General features: G+C 44.3%; 20 protein-coding genes. 5 read left to right on the top strand and 15 right to left on the bottom strand.

From position 1 onward, the window contains the following. Positions 1-2: 2 nt before the first annotated feature. Genes rfbD through AOC21_RS01305 form a run of 3 tightly spaced genes read right to left on the bottom strand, consistent with a single transcriptional unit; the run spans position 3 to position 3,035 of the window. The gene (gene rfbD / locus AOC21_RS01315; protein WP_215392023.1) at positions 3-977 is read right to left on the bottom strand and encodes a dTDP-4-dehydrorhamnose reductase; all 975 of its coding nucleotides are present in this window, start codon (positions 975-977) and stop codon (positions 3-5) included. A gap of 20 nt (positions 978-997) precedes the next feature. After that, positions 998-2,056: a dTDP-glucose 4,6-dehydratase gene (rfbB, locus tag AOC21_RS01310; RefSeq protein ID WP_215392022.1), complete on the bottom strand. Its 1,059-nt coding sequence runs from the start codon at positions 2,054-2,056 to the stop codon at positions 998-1,000. A gap of 37 nt (positions 2,057-2,093) precedes the next feature. Continuing rightward, the gene (locus AOC21_RS01305) at positions 2,094-3,035 is read right to left on the bottom strand and encodes a hypothetical protein (RefSeq protein WP_215392020.1); all 942 of its coding nucleotides are present in this window, start codon (positions 3,033-3,035) and stop codon (positions 2,094-2,096) included. 6 nt (positions 3,036-3,041) lie between these two features. On the opposite strand from AOC21_RS01305, the gene AOC21_RS01300 reads away from it, so the two are divergent. Together AOC21_RS01300 and AOC21_RS01295 are read left to right on the top strand one after the other, a co-directional pair. Then, on the top strand, positions 3,042-4,058 hold the full coding sequence (locus tag AOC21_RS01300) for a glycosyltransferase family 10 domain-containing protein (protein ID WP_215392019.1): 1,017 nt from the start codon (positions 3,042-3,044) through the stop codon (positions 4,056-4,058). Beyond that, complete coding sequence (locus AOC21_RS01295; protein WP_215392018.1) at positions 4,051-5,076, top strand: hypothetical protein; 1,026 nt, start codon at positions 4,051-4,053, stop codon at positions 5,074-5,076. The genes AOC21_RS01300 and AOC21_RS01295 overlap by 8 nt, the downstream gene beginning before the upstream one ends. 3 nt (positions 5,077-5,079) lie before the next feature. Here AOC21_RS01295 and AOC21_RS01290 read toward each other — a convergent pair whose 3' ends face one another. From AOC21_RS01290 to AOC21_RS01280, 3 genes are read right to left on the bottom strand one after another with little or no spacing between them, the layout of a single operon-like run. Continuing rightward, positions 5,080-5,997 carry a glycosyltransferase gene (locus AOC21_RS01290; RefSeq protein WP_215392017.1) on the bottom strand — a complete coding sequence of 306 codons (918 nt, stop codon included), beginning with the start codon at positions 5,995-5,997 and terminating at the stop codon, positions 5,080-5,082. Beyond that, positions 5,997-6,896, bottom strand: coding sequence for a DUF6492 family protein (locus AOC21_RS01285; RefSeq protein ID WP_251371530.1), 900 nt, complete (start codon positions 6,894-6,896; stop codon positions 5,997-5,999). The genes AOC21_RS01290 and AOC21_RS01285 overlap by 1 nt, the downstream gene beginning before the upstream one ends. Then, the gene (locus tag AOC21_RS01280) at positions 6,893-8,248 is read right to left on the bottom strand and encodes a glycosyltransferase (RefSeq protein ID WP_251371529.1); all 1,356 of its coding nucleotides are present in this window, start codon (positions 8,246-8,248) and stop codon (positions 6,893-6,895) included. The genes AOC21_RS01285 and AOC21_RS01280 overlap by 4 nt, the downstream gene beginning before the upstream one ends. 188 nt (positions 8,249-8,436) lie before the next feature. Between AOC21_RS01280 and AOC21_RS01275 the strand changes: the two genes are divergently transcribed. Further along, the gene (locus AOC21_RS01275) at positions 8,437-9,258 is read left to right on the top strand and encodes a glycosyltransferase 61 family protein (RefSeq protein WP_215392016.1); all 822 of its coding nucleotides are present in this window, start codon (positions 8,437-8,439) and stop codon (positions 9,256-9,258) included. On the opposite strand, the gene AOC21_RS01270 is transcribed toward AOC21_RS01275, so the two are convergent. The 5 genes from AOC21_RS01270 to AOC21_RS01250 all read right to left on the bottom strand — a co-directional run bounded on the left by AOC21_RS01270 (position 9,238) and on the right by AOC21_RS01250 (position 12,624). After that, positions 9,238-10,197 carry an aspartate carbamoyltransferase catalytic subunit gene (locus AOC21_RS01270; protein ID WP_215392015.1) on the bottom strand — a complete coding sequence of 320 codons (960 nt, stop codon included), beginning with the start codon at positions 10,195-10,197 and terminating at the stop codon, positions 9,238-9,240. The genes AOC21_RS01275 and AOC21_RS01270 overlap by 21 nt on opposite strands. Beyond that, positions 10,197-10,697 carry a bifunctional pyr operon transcriptional regulator/uracil phosphoribosyltransferase PyrR gene (gene pyrR, locus AOC21_RS01265; protein WP_215392014.1) on the bottom strand — a complete coding sequence of 167 codons (501 nt, stop codon included), beginning with the start codon at positions 10,695-10,697 and terminating at the stop codon, positions 10,197-10,199. The genes AOC21_RS01270 and pyrR overlap by 1 nt, the downstream gene beginning before the upstream one ends. Positions 10,698-10,748: 51 nt before the next feature. Then, on the bottom strand, positions 10,749-11,156 hold the full coding sequence (ruvX, locus tag AOC21_RS01260) for a Holliday junction resolvase RuvX (RefSeq protein ID WP_215392013.1): 408 nt from the start codon (positions 11,154-11,156) through the stop codon (positions 10,749-10,751). Then, positions 11,149-11,688, bottom strand: a complete 540-nt coding sequence (locus tag AOC21_RS01255) for a YqgE/AlgH family protein (protein WP_251371590.1) — start codon at positions 11,686-11,688, stop codon at positions 11,149-11,151. Before AOC21_RS01255 ends, ruvX begins: the two co-directional genes overlap by 8 nt. Before the next feature lie 126 nt (positions 11,689-11,814). Further along, on the bottom strand, positions 11,815-12,624 hold the full coding sequence (locus AOC21_RS01250) for a YdcF family protein (RefSeq protein ID WP_215392010.1): 810 nt from the start codon (positions 12,622-12,624) through the stop codon (positions 11,815-11,817). A 76-nt stretch (positions 12,625-12,700) separates the two neighbouring features. Between AOC21_RS01250 and AOC21_RS01245 the strand changes: the two genes are divergently transcribed. After that, entirely contained in the window at positions 12,701-14,173 is a 1,473-nt protein-coding gene (locus AOC21_RS01245) for a deoxyribodipyrimidine photo-lyase (RefSeq protein WP_215392009.1), read from the top strand. A 57-nt stretch (positions 14,174-14,230) separates the two neighbouring features. Beyond that, entirely contained in the window at positions 14,231-15,070 is an 840-nt protein-coding gene (locus AOC21_RS01240; protein WP_215392007.1) for a symmetrical bis(5'-nucleosyl)-tetraphosphatase, read from the top strand. A gap of 27 nt (positions 15,071-15,097) precedes the next feature. On the opposite strand, the gene hemL is transcribed toward AOC21_RS01240, so the two are convergent. The 4 genes from hemL to AOC21_RS01220 form a co-directional block, all read right to left on the bottom strand. Then, positions 15,098-16,399, bottom strand: a complete 1,302-nt coding sequence (gene hemL / locus AOC21_RS01235) for a glutamate-1-semialdehyde 2,1-aminomutase (protein WP_215392704.1) — start codon at positions 16,397-16,399, stop codon at positions 15,098-15,100. Between the two features lie 22 nt (positions 16,400-16,421). Beyond that, positions 16,422-16,592, bottom strand: coding sequence for a rubredoxin (locus AOC21_RS01230; RefSeq protein WP_071464595.1), 171 nt, complete (start codon positions 16,590-16,592; stop codon positions 16,422-16,424). A 67-nt stretch (positions 16,593-16,659) separates the two neighbouring features. After that, the gene (locus tag AOC21_RS01225) at positions 16,660-18,096 is read right to left on the bottom strand and encodes a class I SAM-dependent RNA methyltransferase (RefSeq protein WP_215392006.1); all 1,437 of its coding nucleotides are present in this window, start codon (positions 18,094-18,096) and stop codon (positions 16,660-16,662) included. A 43-nt stretch (positions 18,097-18,139) separates the two neighbouring features. Beyond that, positions 18,140-18,565: a CopD family protein gene (locus tag AOC21_RS01220; protein ID WP_215392005.1), complete on the bottom strand. Its 426-nt coding sequence runs from the start codon at positions 18,563-18,565 to the stop codon at positions 18,140-18,142. Between the last annotated feature and the right edge of the window lie 16 nt (positions 18,566-18,581).

Raw genomic sequence — 18,581 nt, 5'->3', positions numbered from 1 at the left:
TTTTAAATCACACCGTCCGCAGCAAGCTTAGATACATATTCTTGAACCATACCATCCCAAGACGGGAAATTTGGCACATTTTGGGGTTCATTATAAGAGTTTGAAGCGTCTAAAAGAGCGCCTTGTAGGGCAGTGCGCAATTTAGCGCTATCCATACGAGAATTCATGGGGCGCGGGGCTGGTAAGGGGTATTCAACGGCTAGGATGGGCTTGATTGACTCTGGCTTGGCCTTCAGAACCACACCAACATCGAGGGCACTCTGAATCGCTAAACAGGCTAATCCATGCCATGTTGTTTCGCCCGCAGGCACTACGTGATAAATACCAGACGCAAATTGTCTGATGTGGAAATCTATATCTAGCGCCAGGCTCAGACTTACTTTCGCAAGCCAATCTGCGCTGGTGGGAGCCCCCTGTTGGTCATGAACAACTTTTAACTCATCACGTTCTTTTGCCAAACGTAACATGGTGCGAATGAAATTACCGCCATCACCATAAACCCAGCTGGTTCGGAAAATAGCAAATTGTCCTTTAGCTGAATTACTGAAAACTTTTTCTATAGCAATCTCACCAGCAGCTTTGCTCTTGCCATAAGCACTTAAGGGATTACGTTCATCATCTTCAACATACCAACCCTCTTTGCTACCATCAAATACATAGTCTGTTGAGTAATGCAGGAAGGCAGCACCATGCTCAGCGGCATATTTAGCCATCAACTCTGGCGCATGCGCATTGATGGCATAAGCCATCTCAATATCCGCCTCTGCTTTATCGACCGCAGTATAGGCAGATGCATTAATAATGAGGTTTGGTTTCGCTTTAACCAAGAGATTGTTTAGTGCAGCAGTGTCACTTAAGTCACACTCGGAGCGCCCCACGTATTGCACGCTGACATTTTGAGTGCTGGATGCAGAACTGAAAAGGGCTTTAAAGGCTTTCCCTAACTGCCCATCTTTTCCGAAAACTAAAATATTCACGTAAGCTCTAATTGTGCGTGCTAGTTGTATTGCTTTTGCAGCCAGTCGCGATAAGACCCGCTCACCACACCCTCGATCCACACTGGATTATCCAAATACCATTGCACCGTTTTACGAATGCCAGTATCAAAGGTCTCCGCGGGGCGCCAGCCAAGCTCACGCTCGACCTTGCTAGCATCAATGGCGTAACGACGATCATGTCCAGGACGATCTTTTACGAATGTGATTTGCTCAACATACGATTTACCATCAGCGCGAGGCTTGAGCTCATCCAAAATCCGACAGATTGTTTTGACCACATCGATGTTGGCTTTTTCATTCCAGCCTCCAATATTGTAGGTCTCACCCAATTTGCCTTTAGCCAATACCTCGCGAATTGCTGAACAATGATCGCCCACATACAACCAATCACGAATTTGCTGACCATCACCATAGATAGGTAAAGGCTTGCTGTTTAAGGCATTTAGGATCACTAGCGGAATCAACTTCTCAGGGAAGTGATAAGGGCCATAGTTATTAGAGCAATTGGTGGTCACTACAGGGAAGCCATAGGTATGAAACCATGCGCGTACCAAATGATCAGACGCAGCCTTGGATGCAGAATAAGGGCTGTTCGGCTCATAAGAATTCGTTTCAGTAAAAGCTGGATCAGTCAAAGACAAAGATCCATATACCTCATCAGTTGATACATGATGAAAGCGAAAAGCCTCTTTTGCATTTCCTTCAAGCGCATTCCAATACTCGCGTGCGCATTCCAGCAAATGAAATGTACCCACGATATTGGTCGTAACAAACTCTGCTGGCCCATGAATGGATCGATCTACATGGCTCTCAGCAGCAAAGTTCACAATGGCTCGAGGTTGATACTCTTTTATTAGCTTTGTAACCAGCTCTTTATCACCGATATCACCATGAACAAAAATATGTCGTGGATCATCTTTTAATGGCTCCAGGGTAGCAAGGTTGCCGGCATAAGTTAACTTGTCTAAGTTAATAACACCCTCATTGCTTGGAACTTTTAACCAATCAAGAACAAAGTTGCCACCAATAAAACCCGCGCCGCCAGTAACTAATATCATTTTTTATCTATCAAGACTGTTTATTGAGCGCCAAGGTTTATGGCGTTTGCATCATTTGAAGGTACTTATTAAAACGTTTTTTACCGAATAAGAAGATACCCAATTTCTGCACCAATTTTAGACCACCTCTTGGTTTTGGAAGGGGGATTTCCTCAACTGCGCCACCAGGTGTCTTATCGCAATTAATTAAGGCAGGATTAATGAAAATACGATAACCTTTTCTTCGTAAGTCACGATGAAAAGGAATGTGATCGGCCACGTCTATGCCCTGCGCCTCGTCATCAGTCCCAGCATATCTGCCAGCCAAAAAGGATTCACGCGTATAGATACCCAAACCACCAAAAGCTGAATCCACTTCTATTAGATCTGCTCTAGGATCAATCGGCGACTGCTTGGAGGCAACAGCAATATTCTGAGCCATTTCATTACCCAAAATATTTTCTAAGCGCTGCTTTTGCTCCCAGCAATCGATGGGGTTCCAATAGGGATGACTCAGACCCCAGATATCGTAGTACTCACCCAACTGATTTGCAGTAATCACATCCCAAGGCTCATCCACTTCCCAGCATTGGGCAACTTTTTCTGGGGTAACCAGCGCATTCATGCCATCCATATCTGCCATGGCGATGTAATCAATATCCGCATATTCTGGTCTTGAGGCTACTGCGTCAATAATCAGGTTTCTACACAAAGCGATTCGGTCAGTGCGTCTTGGGTATTTACTACTTAAATTACCAACACTGACATAAGAGAAGTTTTTAATGACTCCTTGTAGTTCTTCTAATTTTTTCGCGGTATCATCACTAGAATCACTCTCAACGACAAAGCAATAAATTTCCTTGAAGTTACCAAGACTGGAAACTAAGGTTTCAATCTCATTTTGAATAGTATGCGCAACATTCCTGACGGGACCAGCCAGTAAAATTTTGGAATCAACAATCGCCTTACGAGCAGGTTTTCGAAACTTAATTAGAGTCATATAAAAATGTTATTTGCCAATTACTATCAACCTGATAGGGTAAAAAATGCCTCTTTTGAGGAAATCGATAGACATCATACCTACAACCCAACCTTTACCAATAGATTACTAAGATCAGAGTTTCTGAAGCACGGTATTGAGTTAAATAATCCGGACGTCAACCAAGGGCGCGACATTGCTTTTAGTATTTTGCATGACGGCCAACCTTTAGATCAAATTTCTGGTCCAAAGTACCTTATTGCCACAGAAAACCCCTATATCTGTCCACCCAACAAAGATAAAGCGTACTTAAACAAGTTCGATGGGGTATTCACATGGAATACGGACTTTTCAAGCTTGCCCAATGTCAGTCACGTTTTTATTCCCAATCAAATTCGAAATCAATCTACACCCTCTTTTTTTGAGAGGCCGATTTTCTCCTGCATCATTAATGCCAATAAAGCATTTCCAAGAGGCCTTGAAAACGATCTGTATAGAGAGCGCCTTGAAGTAATTCGCTGGTATGAGAAACACGCTGCCGACCACTTCTCTTTATATGGTTTAGGCTGGAGTAAGCCGGAACCGGCATTTAATGCCACTGAAAAAGCCGTTAGGCGCATGAAGCGTTTAGCTACACAACTCTTTGGCTATAAACCCTTCCCTAGTTATGCGGGAGAAGTAGAAGACAAAGAATCCATCTACCGAAAAACAAAGTTTGCTTACTGCTATGAAAATGTAGCCAATCTTCCAGACTACATTAGCGAAAAAATATTTGATTGTTTTTTTGGGGGCTGCGTTCCCGTGTATTGGGGCTCACATACGATTGCGAAACACATTCCCAGCTCTTGCTTTATCGATAGAAGAGATTTCAAGAGCACTGGAGATGTACATCGCTATCTTCTCAGCATTGGCGAGCCTGAATACACTAAGTATCAGGAGAATATTAGTCAATTTCTCGCAAGCTCCAAAGCAAGAGAATTTGATACCAGCACTTATGTATCAACGATTATCAATGCCATTCTCAAAGGCATAAATAATGGCTAATCGCTTTATACTTGATTACGATAATCCCGATGCCGGCATCGGACATTCGATGGGCATTATCAATAGAGCATTGAAAATTGCAGACCGTAATCAACTGCAATTTGCTTATTCCGAAAGCCAATTAGCTAAGTCTCACCATCAATCCTTCAAGTGGCGCCTCAAGCAGTCTCTTCGTAGACTCAGAGGTCGCAAGGCGAACGAGACACACAATATTGGCAATGATCTCAATGACATGCTAAATCCGATAGGACTGCTTCCCAGTCGCGAGGAGATTGAGAAGCGCATTCAGCGTGGTGAAATTCAGCTCATCGAATTACCACCCTTTGAGATTCATATCCCTTCGAATGAACAAAATGACGATGACATCTATCGCAAGGTGGATGAATTCATTCAAAGTCATCCTGGACCCAATATCGCATTCAAGATCAGCAACAATCGCTTTGGGGATTATGAATATGCCTCAACCAGAGCATGGTTTCTAAATGCATACTCCAAAGCACGCGAGCAATACCCTATTCCGCTATCCCTAGACGCCAACAAACTGAATATTGCAGTACATATTCGTAGGGGCGATCTGTTGCCTGGCCGACAATTCTCAGACCTTTCTTCCAGAATGCTGCCGGACGCCTGGTATTTAGAAATTCTCAATATGATTTCGCGCAACACACGCAAAAACTTGGCTATTCATATTTTTAGCGAAGGTAGAGATGGGGTATATCACTCTGAAAGTGGTTTGCCATTTTCATGGAAAGCCTATTTTCAAAATACTCCTCATGAAGTCCATGAGCACATCGATAGCGATTTCATGAGCGCATTCCACCACCTGCTCCATGCTGATCTACTCATTGGCTCTAAGAGCGGCATGAGCCATTTGGCAGGTGTTCTGAACCAGCAAACCAAAATCATGCCCAAAATGTGGCACTCCTACCGAGGCGCTAATCAATTACTAGAGGTGTCGAGTTTGCAGTCGGAGCTGAAAGAAGATGAAGTTGTTCGTCATCTTCAGAAACTGCTTTAGGCACTAAACCAAGAAGCTTGCCCAAAGCGCAATCAATAAGCGCTCGAGCCGCGTGAATGGGGTCCACAAGCCATTTTTTCGATACTGAAACCGTGCATAAATCTCTGCATTAGCACGCAAAGAAACCCCTGGAAATTTTTTATTTAGGGCTAGCAATAATCTGGACCCCAACGTCATTCTCTCAGGCCACGGCAACTGATGTGGATAGAGTTCCGCAGAAATTCCTAATTGCTCAAGATATTTTTTCTGCACCTCAATCGTTGTCACCCTAAATTTATCCAAGTGAACAGAACTTGTTTGGGCAGGATAGCGGCGATAAGTAATTAATCGCTCCTGGAGATTTAAGAAGCGGTAACCTGCGGCAGCCATCTGTACCCACAAGTAATAATCTTCAGAGGTCAAGATTGTGGTGTCGTATTTAAAGTGCTTGAATATTGCTGCTTTACCCATCATTGCAGAGTTACAAAGGCCGCAATACACAGACAGCAATGCGCGTAAATCGGGGTCAGTAAATTTATCTTTTGACTTTTTTATCTTGCCAGTAGCTTCGTCCAGAACCCATTGGGCACTTCCCGATAAATCACATTCGCCAGCCTGCAGGCTACGTAGCTGCTTTTCTAGACGGCTAGGATCGGCAATATCGTCGGCATCCATCAGCGCAATATATTCGCCGGCGGCTTTATCAATCATGTCATTGCGAGCTCTCACAACACCATAATTCTGATCTGACAGCATCTTCACAATGCGAGGATCATTAAAACTTTGGATTACTTTTCGAGTGCCGTCAGTAGATCCATCATCAAAAATGATGAGCTCAATATTTTGGTAGCTTTGATTGAGAATGCTCTCGATTGCTTCAGCTATATAAAGCTCAGAGTTATAGGCAGGCATGAGCACGCTAATTAGCGGCTGTGTAGTCATTAGATAAAGCTCTGCAAGTAACGCCCAAATCGTTTCATTTTTTTCAGGGCTCTAGAAAAAATCGATTTTTGGCTTGTGCCATAGTCAAGACCCAGATCCCAACTCGACTGATATATGACGCCAAGATATTGCTCTTTCATCTTCGCTGGAGTCTCTCCCATTCTACGTAGCAGGTAGTAGTGCCAATCGTAGTAATAAATCCGGAATAACTGCTCAATCGGGTGCAAAGGAATTGCTTTGAAATTCAATAAAGCCTCTAGGTACAAGAGAGTTTCCGGATGCTCTGGAGTGCAAACATCCCAGAAAGTCAGACCCTTAGGCTTGAGGTATGACTCCTCCAGGGATCGCCATACCTTTGCTGACCAAATAAATGGAGGGCAAGGGCAATAGTAGTTAGGTCCCTTGCGCCCAAATAAACGCTTAACCCTATCACCTTCAGCGATTAGTTGAAGCGGAGCTTTAGCAAACCCACGATCAATTGCGAGTTGAAAATATTCTTTATTTTGATAAATGACTGTGTAGGGATTGCCATCGTCTGCTAAAAAATCAGACTTATTAAAATTCTTAATGAAAATACAATCCGAGTCTAGGCAAACATAATTCTCACATAAATCTAAGCGCCAAAATTCAGACTTAATAATTTGTTGGGTCAAGCTACCAGATTTATTTTTCTCAATACCACTAGGCGCATTTGTATTGGCTTGCAGAATGGATTCATCTGAGATCCATTCATATCCCTCTTTGCCAACCAATTCCACTAACAAATCATGATCAGCCTGTGGCGTAGAAATATAAAACGGAATGTGATCCGCATTATGTTCAGAGATGGACTGTAATAGGCGCTTTAATCGCAAAAAATCTTTACGATACGATTTACAGTAAAGAACGATGTCCTTCAAGATGCAGCCTTTTCTTGAGCAATATGCGAAAGAATACTGCTAACCGCCTGATCTACGCCAATCGGCTGCCAAACAGGCTTTAGTAACTGCTTTTCCTGCCAATCCAACCAGATTCTCTCGAGCGCCATGGCAATACCCTCATCATCTCCATCGGCACTTAAATACGATTTTCTATCCAAGAGCATTTCATCTAACTGGGGATTGCGGTGGGTGATACCCCAAATAGGTCTGCCAGACCAGAGGTAGTCATAAAATTTTGACGGGATATATTCCGCGCACCACTCATCATTCCCATGCAACAAAATCAGAACATCTGCTTCTTGCATTTTTTGTGCGACTCTCTCGCGTCCAGATTTTTTCGTAACTGGATCATGCTCTAAGCGGCCGTGGGCCAACAAGACGTCCGAAAAATCGTATTGATTGATTGCCTCTAAGGACAAAGAATCCAAAGGCGCTCCATAGGCATGTACCCGAAGATGTTTTCTGGCCTCAGGATACTTTGCAAAGAGGACTTTAGCCGCTTTCAAAATAATCGAGAGCGACCTGTCATTTGCTAAAGAGCCAAAGTGACATAAATTTAAATGCTCACCATATTGATGCTGAGATTCCCCGCGCATTTCACCTGGGGGGTTTGCACCCGGCATCACCACAAAACCAGTGGCATTACCCTTGGTATTTAAATTGGGATTTCTGACTTTTGCATAGTGAAGTGCGCCATCCGTAAACCACCATACATAATCTGAATATCTGCACAGCAAACTCTCTAAGTGATGACGAAAGCGCGCATCACGATTTTTAGGCTTCTCAAAACCCTGATCATTAGGGCCTTTACGAATCACCAGTGGATCATGCACCTCAGATATCAACGGTAAACCAGTAGCACGCTTTAACCAAACACCCGCCAGGTGTGCAGACCAAGCGCTGCCAATGGAATAAATCACATCGACTTTACCGCTGCGAATCAAGAAATAGCCACGTACAAACGCAGGGAGCGCCCACGACCATTGACTGGAGTAACCAAGCAGTAACTTTTCGATTGCAATCAATGGCGCTAGCAGAATCGAAACTGTTCTTGTAGTGATTTTATAAATGAAGCCACGCCCATACTTATTGGCAATCCAGTGGCGAAAATCAAATCTAAATGCGGCTGGACCCCAAGCTAAAAATTGCTTGTGCGGGAAACGTTCATCTTTTAGACCGGTGATGGCGCTAAAAACTGTTGGATGGATGCCAGCCTCTAGAAAATATGGGATCTTATCCGTAATGGTTAAACTGGCCGCTCTGCCATCCATATTGAATGCATGAGAAAGCAGGAGCCAATTTTTCTGTTGCGTAATAGATTTAGACTTCAATCAGCACCCTTATATCACCACTTAAAATCACAATAGTAGCTAGAATTATAGTAGGCTTCCCACCACATATCGAATATTAAACGTGCATGTCCAAAATTAAAGATCTCTTCCAGAAATTGCTATTTTCATTAGCCGGAAGATCGAACTATATTCTCTGCAAAGATCGTCTCTTTACCAAAAAGCCAGTTTTGGTAAAAAATGATCGCGTTCAATTTATCAAGCGCTGGTCACTACTTCCCTTCGATACCAAAGCACAAAGCTTGGAAGGCGAAGTCTTCTATTTACTGATTATTCACACAGATAATATTGCGCACTTTTTTCATGATGTCTTTTTTCCCTTCTACTATGAGTGGAGAAAAAATAAAAAGCGTGTCTGCGTTTCTATCAAAGGAAATTCATTTCAAAGAGAATTTTTAGAATCAGTGCTTGATGCTCATGATTTAATCTTTTTGGATTACGAGACTCCTTATGCTTTTTCAGAATTGATTGTTGCCCCAGAAGGCAGAGATTTACAGGTCTATCCAGACTATCCAGAAATTTGCCGAGAAATTAAAGCAATCTGCTTTGCAAAGCATGATATTTCTGAAGCGCGAACCAAAAACTTGATTTATGGCAGAAACGAGCTGAGTCGTAAAAATTTACTGAATATTGATCAAGAATTTTTAAAATCCAATGGCATTGAGCAAGTCTTTTTATCAAAACTCAGCTTTAAAGACTATCTTGAGACATTAGCGAGCGCCAAGACCTTTGTCTATATGGTTGGAGCTGGTGTGTTTAATTTGCTGTTTCTCAATAACGAGGTAAGCGTTTTAGAAATTAATCCGCATAGGAATAATTCGTGGGCTCAAATGTTTGGTCTATCCAAGCTATGTCGATTCAATGTCGTCATCAGCAACAACTTAGAACACTCCAGCGCTGCAGCACAAGATGAACTAATACTGGATAGCCACGTCAACTTTGATCAACACATCGCAACAGCTATTACAGAATTAATTGCCAGCCACAATTGACATTACTGCCATACGCACAGCAATGCCAAAGGTAACCTGATTCAAAATGACTGACTGAGGTCCATCTGCCACCACTGAATCAATTTCTACTCCACGATTCATAGGGCCTGGATGCATCACAATGGCATCCGATTTAGCCAAGGCTAAACGAGCAGGTGTTAAACCATACTGATTAAAGAAAGCATCTCCCTCGGGCACCTGGCCAGCTTCCATGCGTTCTTTCTGAATGCGCAACGTCATCACGACGTCAACATCCTTTAAACCTTCTTCCATGTTGTGGAAGACCTTGACGCCCAGCATATCTAAATCGCTTGGCAGCAAACTCTCAGGTCCAATTGCACGGATATCTTCACAACCTAAAGTGGTCAGTGCATGAATATTAGATTTAGCGACGCGACTATGAACAATGTCACCCACAATCGCCACCTTCAGGCCTTTGAAGTGTTGCTTAAAGTGCCGCATGGTATACATATCCAACAAACCTTGGGTTGGATGTTGATGACTGCCATCTCCTGCATTGACGACGTGCACATGGGCTGGTACGTGATTTGCAATTTCAATGGGCGCCTTAGAGACGCTATGACGCACAACAAAAATATCAGCCTGCATCGCCACCAAATTATCAATCGTATCTAGCAAGCTCTCGCCTTTGGCGGTAGAGGATGTGGAAATATCTAAATTAATAACATCTGCTGATAAACGTTTAGCAGCGATTTCAAAAGTGGTTCTCGTGCGAGTAGAGTTTTCAAAGAACAGATTAAATACACTCTTGCCTCGTAGCAAAGGCACCTTCTTTACTTCACGAGCAGGATCTGTCACGCTCACAAACTGTTGCGCAGTATCTAATATGTGCAGAATTTGCTCTTTTGGAAGGCCCTCTAGAGTCAGGACATGCGTTAACTCTCCAGCCGCATTAAATTGATTGACTAGCTGACTCATTACTCACGCTCCTCAAGCTGAAAGCTGAACTTGCCAGCAGTATCTTTTTCTAAAACCAGAATTTGATTCTCTGGAACCTGTAACTGCTCACCCACAAAATTAGCAGCTACTGGCAATTCTCGATTTCCTCGATCGGCGAGGACCATAAGCTCCACTTGAGCAGGTCGACCAAAATCAAATAACTCATTTAGAGCTGCTCGAACAGTCCTACCTGTGAGCAACACATCATCAATCAAGATCACATTGGCGCCATTGACATCAAAAGGCAAATGCGTGGACATAGTACTAGCGGTACGTAAAGCAGTCATACCCTTCTCGGCATAATCATCTCGATGGAAGGCAACATTAATGACACCAAAGTGCGGAAGCCCTAAATCTTGAGCGAGACGCTCTGCAATCCATGCCCCACCCATAGCAAGCCCAGCAAGTTCAAAAGAGCCCTTTTGTGCCCTCTTGCGCAATGCCTCTAATAATTTTCCGTATAACTGTTCAGCGTTCATTCTTTGATCCGGGCTCTATATAAGGTCTATTTCTTAATCTGGTATTTAACTTCAAGACTGCATGCTTTGTTCTGCAAAATACTGCTCCAAAATGAGTGCTGCAGAGTGCGCATCTAGATTGTCGTGCATCTTCGGGTCTCCCTCCAAAACTGCGGAGGTATAACGCTCATCTACCCAGTGAACCGGTAAATGAAAGCGTCCCTGCAATTGATTGCCAAAGCGAACTGCCTTACTGGTCATCTCATGGGAGGCACCATCTGGGTGTACTGGCCTACCAACCACGATTTGATCAGGCTGCCACTCCTTCAAGAGATGCTCAATTTCCTGAAAAAGCGCATCGCTACTTGGCGCCTTGATAGTCTTTAATGCTTGGCCAGCCTTTGTCATGGTGTTACCGACTGCCACACCCACTCTGCGAGTGCCGTAGTCAAATGCCATCATCGTCAATGCCTTAGGCATGTCCGGCCTCTCCAGACAAATGAGACAAATCAAAACCTAGATGACTCACAGCCTTTTCGTATCGCTGACTTGAGGGGGTATTAAAAATAATCTCAATCATTTGCTCTCGCGCTAGTGGCACATTCATCCAGCCATTGAGCGTGATTTCTTCTTCAAGCTGACCAGCACCCCATCCGGCGTAACCCAGGGTCATCAAAAAATGTTGCGGGCCCTTGCCTACAGCAACCGCTTCGAGAACATCTTTAGAAGTGGTCATTGTCAGTCCACCAGGAATAATCAAGGAAGAACTATAAGGAGATAGCGAATCGGATTCATGCAATACAAAGCCGCGCTCTATCTGCACGGGACCACCAAAATAGACCGGTTGCTTTACTAAAGGGGCGATCTCTAATTTCAACTCAATCTTGTCAAAGAGAGTTCCTAAATCGACCTCAGTGGGACGATTGATCACCAGACCCATTGCGCCCCTCTCGGTATGCTCAAAAAGGTAAATTACGGAACCAGCAAAATTAGGATCCACCATGCCAGGCATGGCAATTAAGAACTGATTGGCAAGATGGTCTGCAGAAAAAGAAATTGATGACTCTGATACAGAAGCTCGTTCTGAAGCAGGAGGTGCTTTTTTAGCAGAAGTCATGGGTTGTATTTTACAGAATATCTAGATTTTTCCGGTAATCCAGTAAGCAAAAAGTCCCACTATTTCGTGGACCAGGATGTTCCAGTTGTGAGCGCCATCCACTAAGTCAAACATCGTCCACTGAAGGCTATTAGCCGTTTGATAATCCACTAAGATCGGAATTACATCCAAGCCTTGTTTTTCGAAAATCTTGGTGGAACGGTACATATGACTGGCAGAGGTAATTAAAAGCCATGGTTTTAATTGGCCAGCATCCGTTTTTAATCCGAATTCTTCGATCACTGGCTTCTTATGAAGCGCATTTTCATAGGTATTACGAGACTGATTTTCGTAATGCGCATTCTGCTCACTTAAGCCCTGTTCTTGAATCAATTGCTTAAATGCGTCTGCCTCTGAAACACCCCTGGGGGTAATTCGACCTGAATAACCACTGAAGATGAACGGTATATTTGGATTCTTGCGGATCAACTCAAATGCTTTAGTCACTCGCTCAGCGGATGATCGCAGAGAAACCTCGCCGCGATCCCCAATAATTTCCCCATCCTCAATAGCGCCACCCAAAATAATGATGCCACCTACGTCATTGTTTGCTAATTTTGCAATCTCTGTTTTCGTGACGGTATTTTCAAGCGCACTTAGAAAGACTTCAGATGCAGGAAGCCAGCCCACTAGAGCCAAATCCAACAAGGCCAGTATTAAGAATCTTTTACAGAGGTGTGGTTTTCGTAAAGACAGAAAAAGTAAGGCCAAGAAAATCAATATAGGCACCCAATTTAAGGGCTCTATACAAAATTGCACTACCTTCGACAGAATAAAAAAGATCGTATCCATAATTCCTTAGGATCTTAACCTGATTACCCCAACTAGCCGCCTGCATTTACTCTAAATAAGCCCTAATATAGGGGCTATGCAAAAAGCTCTCGTTTGGCTCCGCCGTGACCTCCGCCTCTATGACAATGCCGCGCTTCACCACGCCCTGAAAGAAAGCGGCCAAGTTTGGCTGGCTTTCATTTTCGATACCACTATTCTCAAACCCTTATTGAAGGGTGATTTAGATGCTAATGGCCTCAAGCATGACCGCCGCGTGGATTTCATCTGGCAAGGTATAAAGCAAATTGATGATGCACTTCGCAAGCAAGGTGGCGGACTCATTGTTCGATTTGGTCGGCCAACAGAATGCATTCCCGAAATTGCAAAAGAATTGGGTGTTGAGGCAGTCTTCACTAATCATGACTATGAACCATCGGCCATTGAACGCGATGAAACGGTTAAAGCTCAATTAGAGAAGCAAGATATTAGATTTGAGACCTATAAGGATCAAGTAATTTTTGAGAAGAAGGAAATCCTGACCAACTCTAATACCGTTTTTTCAATCTTTACGCCTTATAAAAATAACTGGCTCAAGACTCTCCAAGAAAAAGATCTTGCTGCCTATGAATGCAATCCAAAACCTGGGCAATTTGCACCCATTCCGAAAAAGTTAAGTCAAGTATTTCCCTCTCTTGAGTCGATGGGCTTTTGCCCCACTGGCATTGAAAGCTATCTACCGCCTGGCTCCGAAGGGGGCCAAGCCTTTTTAGAAGACTTCCTGCCGCGGATTGACCAATACCAAATTGGCAGGGACTTCCCCGCAATTAAGGGAGTCAGCTATCTCTCAACTCACCTTCGCTTTGGCATGCTTTCTATTAGAGGGTTGGTACGCGAAGCTCACCGTCGCATGCTAGCCGGTAGCATGGGTGCAACTATTTGGTTAAGCGAATTGATTTGGCGTGATTTTTATTTCATGATCCTAGCCAATCATCCACGCCTTGCATCAGGTGCATCTTTTAAACCAGACTACGACAATATTGTTTGGGAGTCTGGTGCTAAAGCAAAGAAACTATTTTCCGCTTGGTGCGAAGGTAAAACAGGTTATCCCCTTGTCGATGCAGCAATGCATCAACTCAACCAAAGTGGTTATATGCACAACCGCTTACGCATGGTGGTGGCCAGCTTTCTGACCAAAGACTTAGGTATAGATTGGCGCTGGGGTGAGGCCTACTTTGCAGAACATCTCAATGACTTTGAGCTTTCCTCAAACAATGGCGGATGGCAGTGGGCTTCATCATCCGGATGTGATGCCCAACCCTACTTCCGCATCTTCAACCCCATTACCCAATCAGAGAAGTTTGATCCCGAAGGTAAGTTCATCAAACGCTACCTGCCTCGACTGGAAAAACTCTCCAAGAAATCCATCCACGCCCCTTGGAAAGCCGGGCATATTGAGTTAGAGGCTGCAGGGCTAGTGCTTGGACGCGATTATCCGCTGCCAGTAGTGGACCATGATGAGGCGCGTAAGAGCACTCTAGTGCGTTACAGCGTAGTCAAAAAAGTTGCCTAATCCGGTCTTATTCCACTTAAATTCAGATCTATTCACAGTTCCGCTTTAAGATTAGGTATGAGCAAGATCTATGCCGTAGGTGATGTGCAAGGCTGCGCACCTTCGTTAAAAGCCTTAGTCAAGAAACTTCCTAAAAAATCCAAGATGATTTTTTTGGGAGACCTTGTTAACCGTGGGCCAGATTCTTTAGGTGCATTGCGCCAACTTAAAGTCTTACAGGAATCTGGTCGCGCTGAATGTATCTTAGGTAATCATGATCTCCATCTTCTAGCGATTGATGCCGGTCTTCGCAAACCCAAGGGCTTGGATACCATCCAACCGATACTCGCGGCGCCAGATCGTAAGGAACTGATTGATTGGATTCGCAATCGTCCCATGGCATTGAGCAATGGCAATGTATTAACGGTTCATGCAGGGGTCTTACCGCAATGGGATTTACAGCAAACGATTGAGTGCGCTCAAGAGGTTGAAAGAACCTTGCGGAGTAAGTCATACAAAGACTTTCTGGCAAATATGTATGGCAACACCCCGAATAAGTGGAGTAATTCACTCAAAGGTTACGAGCGCCTTCGCATTATTACCAATGCACTCACGCGGATGCGCTTTTGCACACCAACTGGCCAAATGGAATTTGAGAGTAAAGAGGGTTTGGAGCAAGGCCCCAAAGGTTATATTCCGTGGTTCACGGTACCTAGCAGAAAAACCCAGGATGTTCTGACCTACTTTGGCCACTGGTCCACGCTAGGCTTACTTCGCCAACACAATGTGATTGGTCTAGATACTGGCTGCGTTTGGGGTGGCAAGCTCTCTGCCCTAGAAATCTCCAATACAAATAAAGACTCTAAACATCTGGAGCTTATTCAGGCGAATGGTTATGACCACCCACTCCGAATGTAATGACTTGCTGGAATAAAAAACGTTTACTTAAAGTTTTTTAAATGAATTCTCAGCAGCAGTAATAATGGCATCAATCACAACATTGTCATGAGCAATTGAAGTGAAGCCAGCCTCATACGCTGAAGGCGCTAAATAGACGCCCTGATCCAACATGAGATGAAAGAATTTCTTAAAGGCATCAATATTGGATTTTGTCACTGCTTCAAAGGAGGTGGGAACGTGATCGGTAAAGTAAAAACCGAACATACCGCCAACACTATCAACAGCAAAAGGAACATTGGCTTTATCAGCCGCCATCTTTAGACCAGCCATGAGCTTTTCAGTTTGGCCTGTTAAGCATTCATAAAAACCTTCGCGAGAAATAATCTCCAAGGTCTTTAAGCCTGCAGCAACCGCCACAGGATTTCCGGATAAAGTCCCCGCCTGATAAACATTACCTAAAGGGGCAAGCTTATTCATAATCTCTTTCTTGCCACCAAATGCTGCCATGGGCATACCACCGCCCATCACCTTACCCAGGCATGTGAGATCAGGTGTGATGCCTTGCAAAGACTGTGCGCCACCCAAGGCGACTCTAAAACCAGTCATGACCTCGTCATAAATCAAGACACTGCCATGCTTGCTAGTGAGATTGCGGATGGTAGACAAAAATTCTTTTGATGGCTGAATGAGATTCATATTGCCGGCAATTGGTTCCAGGATCACAGCGGCAACTTGATCGCCCTGCTTCTTGAAGACTTCTTCAATTGCAGCCACATCGTTATACGGCAGCACCAAGGTATGCTTCACTAAATCTTGCGGAACACCACCAGAAGATGGCGCATTCTGGGTGGAGTCGGCAAAAGTCAGCAAACCTGAACCCGCTTTAACTAACAAGCTATCCGCATGTCCGTGATAGCAGCCCTCAAACTTAATAATTAAGTCACGACCAGTGAAGCCGCGAGCCAGTCGTAAAGCACTCATTGTTGCTTCAGTCCCACTAGAAACCATGCGCACTTGTTCAACGCTTGGCATCAGAGCGCAAATACGCTCGGCTAATTCAATCTCACCCTCAGTGGGTGCACCATAACTAAAACTGGTCTCAGCAGCTTTTTGTACGGCCGCCACTACCTCAGGATTTGCATGACCCACAATCATTGGGCCCCAAGACATAATTAAATCGATGTAACGCTGATCGTTTGCATCCCAGAAGTACGGGCCTTGAGCTTTAGTAACAAAACGGGGGATACCACCCACCTGACGAAAGGCTCGCACCGGTGAATTCACGCCCCCTGGAATAGTTTTTTGCGCACGCTCAAATAAAACTGCGTTTTGATCTACTGTTGACATCATTGCTTTCGAATTCAATAAATTAAATCGCCATCATTTCAAAATCTTCTTTGCGAGCACCGCACTCTGGACAAGTCCAATTCATTGGGACATCTTTCCATAGAGTTCCCGGTGCAATACCTTCATCAGGCAAACCAGCAGCTTCGTCATACACCCAGCCACAGATCAAACACATATACGTTTTAAATTCCATTACCTTGCTCTCCGCCTATCCTTAGTTTCTTTAAGCTTCTTCTTTTATTTTAAGGTCTTTAACCACATTAAGTTGGTCGCTTAGCATGCATCTCAAACTTAAATAAACGACATTCAAGCGGGCCATTAAACATCGGGGTACGCTTGGATTCTTTGATACGCAACTGACCTGGCAGAGCCATATCTGCCGTCAAGACAAATATGTTCCAGCCACCAAAGTCATCTTTGAGATGTTGGCCAAACTGACGCAAAAACTCGACAAACTTTGGATCTTGTTCTTCCTGAGCCTGCAGCTTTTTCAAGGATTCACGACTAGATCGTTTTGCACTTTGGCGGCCCGTCTCTAGGTTCATCTCAAAACGATTTTCAGGTTCTTCATCGTAATTGGCGTCTTCAGCGGATACGCGATCCTGCCCACGGCCACCCTTAATCACCAAGCGCTCGCCGTATGGAGGATTCAACAACATGACGCCTTCATTCATATTGCCTGGAGGTTTAGCGGCTAAAGCATCAATCTGACGAACTACTGGTTGATCTGGCAATTGGGCTCTTTGCCAATTGCCTTTAAACATCGATACCAATTTCTCATTAATATCGCCACCACTGATTTTTAACGAGTCCACACTAGGAAGCTGCTTACGCTTCTCTAGCATCAACGCAAGCGCTGCCTCTTTTAAATCGACCCAACGCTTTTGCTCAGCAGCTTCATTGAATGGCTTAAGCCTCTGAAATCCAAAGCCATGGGCTGAAGTCACTAAAGGCCGATAGGCCAATCTGCTTGGCTTGGCATCATCGCCATACATCCCAGCACGAATAGCACCCGGTGGAATTGCTAAGGCCATCTGCGCTGCTTCAATTAAAAAGGTACCGCTACCGCACATAGGATCAAATAGGGCTTGGCCAGGCTTCCAAGCCGTGAAAGACAAAATACCAGCAGCTAAATTTTCTTTTAGGGGCGCATCACCCTTTTCGTCACGCCAGCCACGCTTGAACAATGCTTCGCCTGAAGTATCTAAATAGATAGTGACTTGGGTTGCTGTCAAATGCGCCTGGACTCGTACATCCGGAAAGGCAGTATCAATACTCGGACGATCACCAGTCACATCGCGCAAGCGATCGACGATGGCATCTTTAATTTTGAGAGTCGCAAAATTTAAACTCTTTAATGGTGAGCGATGGGCTGTGACATCCACTCGTAAAGTTTGTTTAGAGGTGAACCACTCCTCCCATGCCAAGCCGCTAGCTAATTTATATAAGTCATCTTCTTGTCTATAAGGTGCTTGCGCCATTTGTAACAAGACTCGACTCGCAATACGCGAATGCAAGTTCAGCGCCATAGCAGCAGATAGCGGCGCAGCAAGACCAACACCGCCAGTAGGGCTAGTGGGGGTTGGGTCGATCACCCACGCTCCTAAGGCCTTACATTCTGGGCGCCCAGCAATCTCTGCAAGCTCCTGGGCAAGCGGTACTTCTAAGCCACCTGGGCAAACAACAAAAAATCTCATGGGGCTAACAGTCTAAAAAGATATTAAAAAAATAGGTTGTGCTTTATGGCTTGAAGAGCACCAAAGCCACAATGATGATTAGCAAGATCACTGGCACTTCGTTAAACCAACGAAACCAAACACTGGAACGCTTATTCACGCCAGCACGAAATTTCTTGAGCAAGCTAAAGCAGGCATGGTGATAACCAATCACCAGAATCACAAAAAACAATTTGGCATGCATCCACACATCTCCAGCACCAATGCCAAAATAAAGCCATAGGGTCAGACCTAGCAATACAGCTGGCACAGCCAAGATCGTCATAAATCGAAAGAGGCGATCAGCCATACCTAAAAGGCGGGCATACGCTTCGGTGTTTTTCTCTTCTGCTAGATTCACAAAAATTCTAGGCAAGTAAAACAAACCCGCAAACCACGAGGTAATAAATACGATGTGAAAGGTTTTCACCCAGAGGTAGGAATTGCTCATATGTAGTGTGCTCTAT

The sequence above is a fragment of the Polynucleobacter sp. VK25 genome (genome assembly GCF_018687355.1).
Lineage (GTDB): Bacteria > Pseudomonadota > Gammaproteobacteria > Burkholderiales > Burkholderiaceae > Polynucleobacter.
Note: the sequence above shows the minus strand (reverse complement) of the source record. Positions and strands in the feature narration are given on the sequence as shown.

What these genes read in the sequence shown, in the direction of transcription:
- rfbB (WP_215392022.1), bottom strand. Translation starts at nt 2,056, where the DNA reads ATGATATTAGTTACTGGCGGCGCGGGTTTTATTGGTGGCAACTTTGTT.
- AOC21_RS01305 (WP_215392020.1), bottom strand. Translation starts at nt 3,035, where the DNA reads ATGACTCTAATTAAGTTTCGAAAACCTGCTCGTAAGGCGATTGTTGAT.
- AOC21_RS01300 (WP_215392019.1), top strand. Translation starts at nt 3,042, where the DNA reads ATGTTATTTGCCAATTACTATCAACCTGATAGGGTAAAAAATGCCTCT.
- AOC21_RS01295 (WP_215392018.1), top strand. Translation starts at nt 4,051, where the DNA reads ATGGCTAATCGCTTTATACTTGATTACGATAATCCCGATGCCGGCATC.
- AOC21_RS01290 (WP_215392017.1), bottom strand. Translation starts at nt 5,997, where the DNA reads ATGACTACACAGCCGCTAATTAGCGTGCTCATGCCTGCCTATAACTCT.
- AOC21_RS01270 (WP_215392015.1), bottom strand. Translation starts at nt 10,197, where the DNA reads ATGAGTCAGCTAGTCAATCAATTTAATGCGGCTGGAGAGTTAACGCAT.
- pyrR (WP_215392014.1), bottom strand. Translation starts at nt 10,697, where the DNA reads ATGAACGCTGAACAGTTATACGGAAAATTATTAGAGGCATTGCGCAAG.
- ruvX (WP_215392013.1), bottom strand. Translation starts at nt 11,156, where the DNA reads ATGCCTAAGGCATTGACGATGATGGCATTTGACTACGGCACTCGCAGA.
- AOC21_RS01255 (WP_251371590.1), bottom strand. Translation starts at nt 11,688, where the DNA reads ATGCCTGGCATGGTGGATCCTAATTTTGCTGGTTCCGTAATTTACCTT.
- AOC21_RS01250 (WP_215392010.1), bottom strand. Translation starts at nt 12,624, where the DNA reads ATGGATACGATCTTTTTTATTCTGTCGAAGGTAGTGCAATTTTGTATA.
- AOC21_RS01245 (WP_215392009.1), top strand. Translation starts at nt 12,701, where the DNA reads ATGCAAAAAGCTCTCGTTTGGCTCCGCCGTGACCTCCGCCTCTATGAC.
- AOC21_RS01240 (WP_215392007.1), top strand. Translation starts at nt 14,231, where the DNA reads ATGAGCAAGATCTATGCCGTAGGTGATGTGCAAGGCTGCGCACCTTCG.
- hemL (WP_215392704.1), bottom strand. Translation starts at nt 16,399, where the DNA reads ATGTCAACAGTAGATCAAAACGCAGTTTTATTTGAGCGTGCGCAAAAA.
- AOC21_RS01230 (WP_071464595.1), bottom strand. Translation starts at nt 16,592, where the DNA reads ATGGAATTTAAAACGTATATGTGTTTGATCTGTGGCTGGGTGTATGAC.
- AOC21_RS01225 (WP_215392006.1), bottom strand. Translation starts at nt 18,096, where the DNA reads ATGAGATTTTTTGTTGTTTGCCCAGGTGGCTTAGAAGTACCGCTTGCC.
- AOC21_RS01220 (WP_215392005.1), bottom strand. Translation starts at nt 18,565, where the DNA reads ATGAGCAATTCCTACCTCTGGGTGAAAACCTTTCACATCGTATTTATT.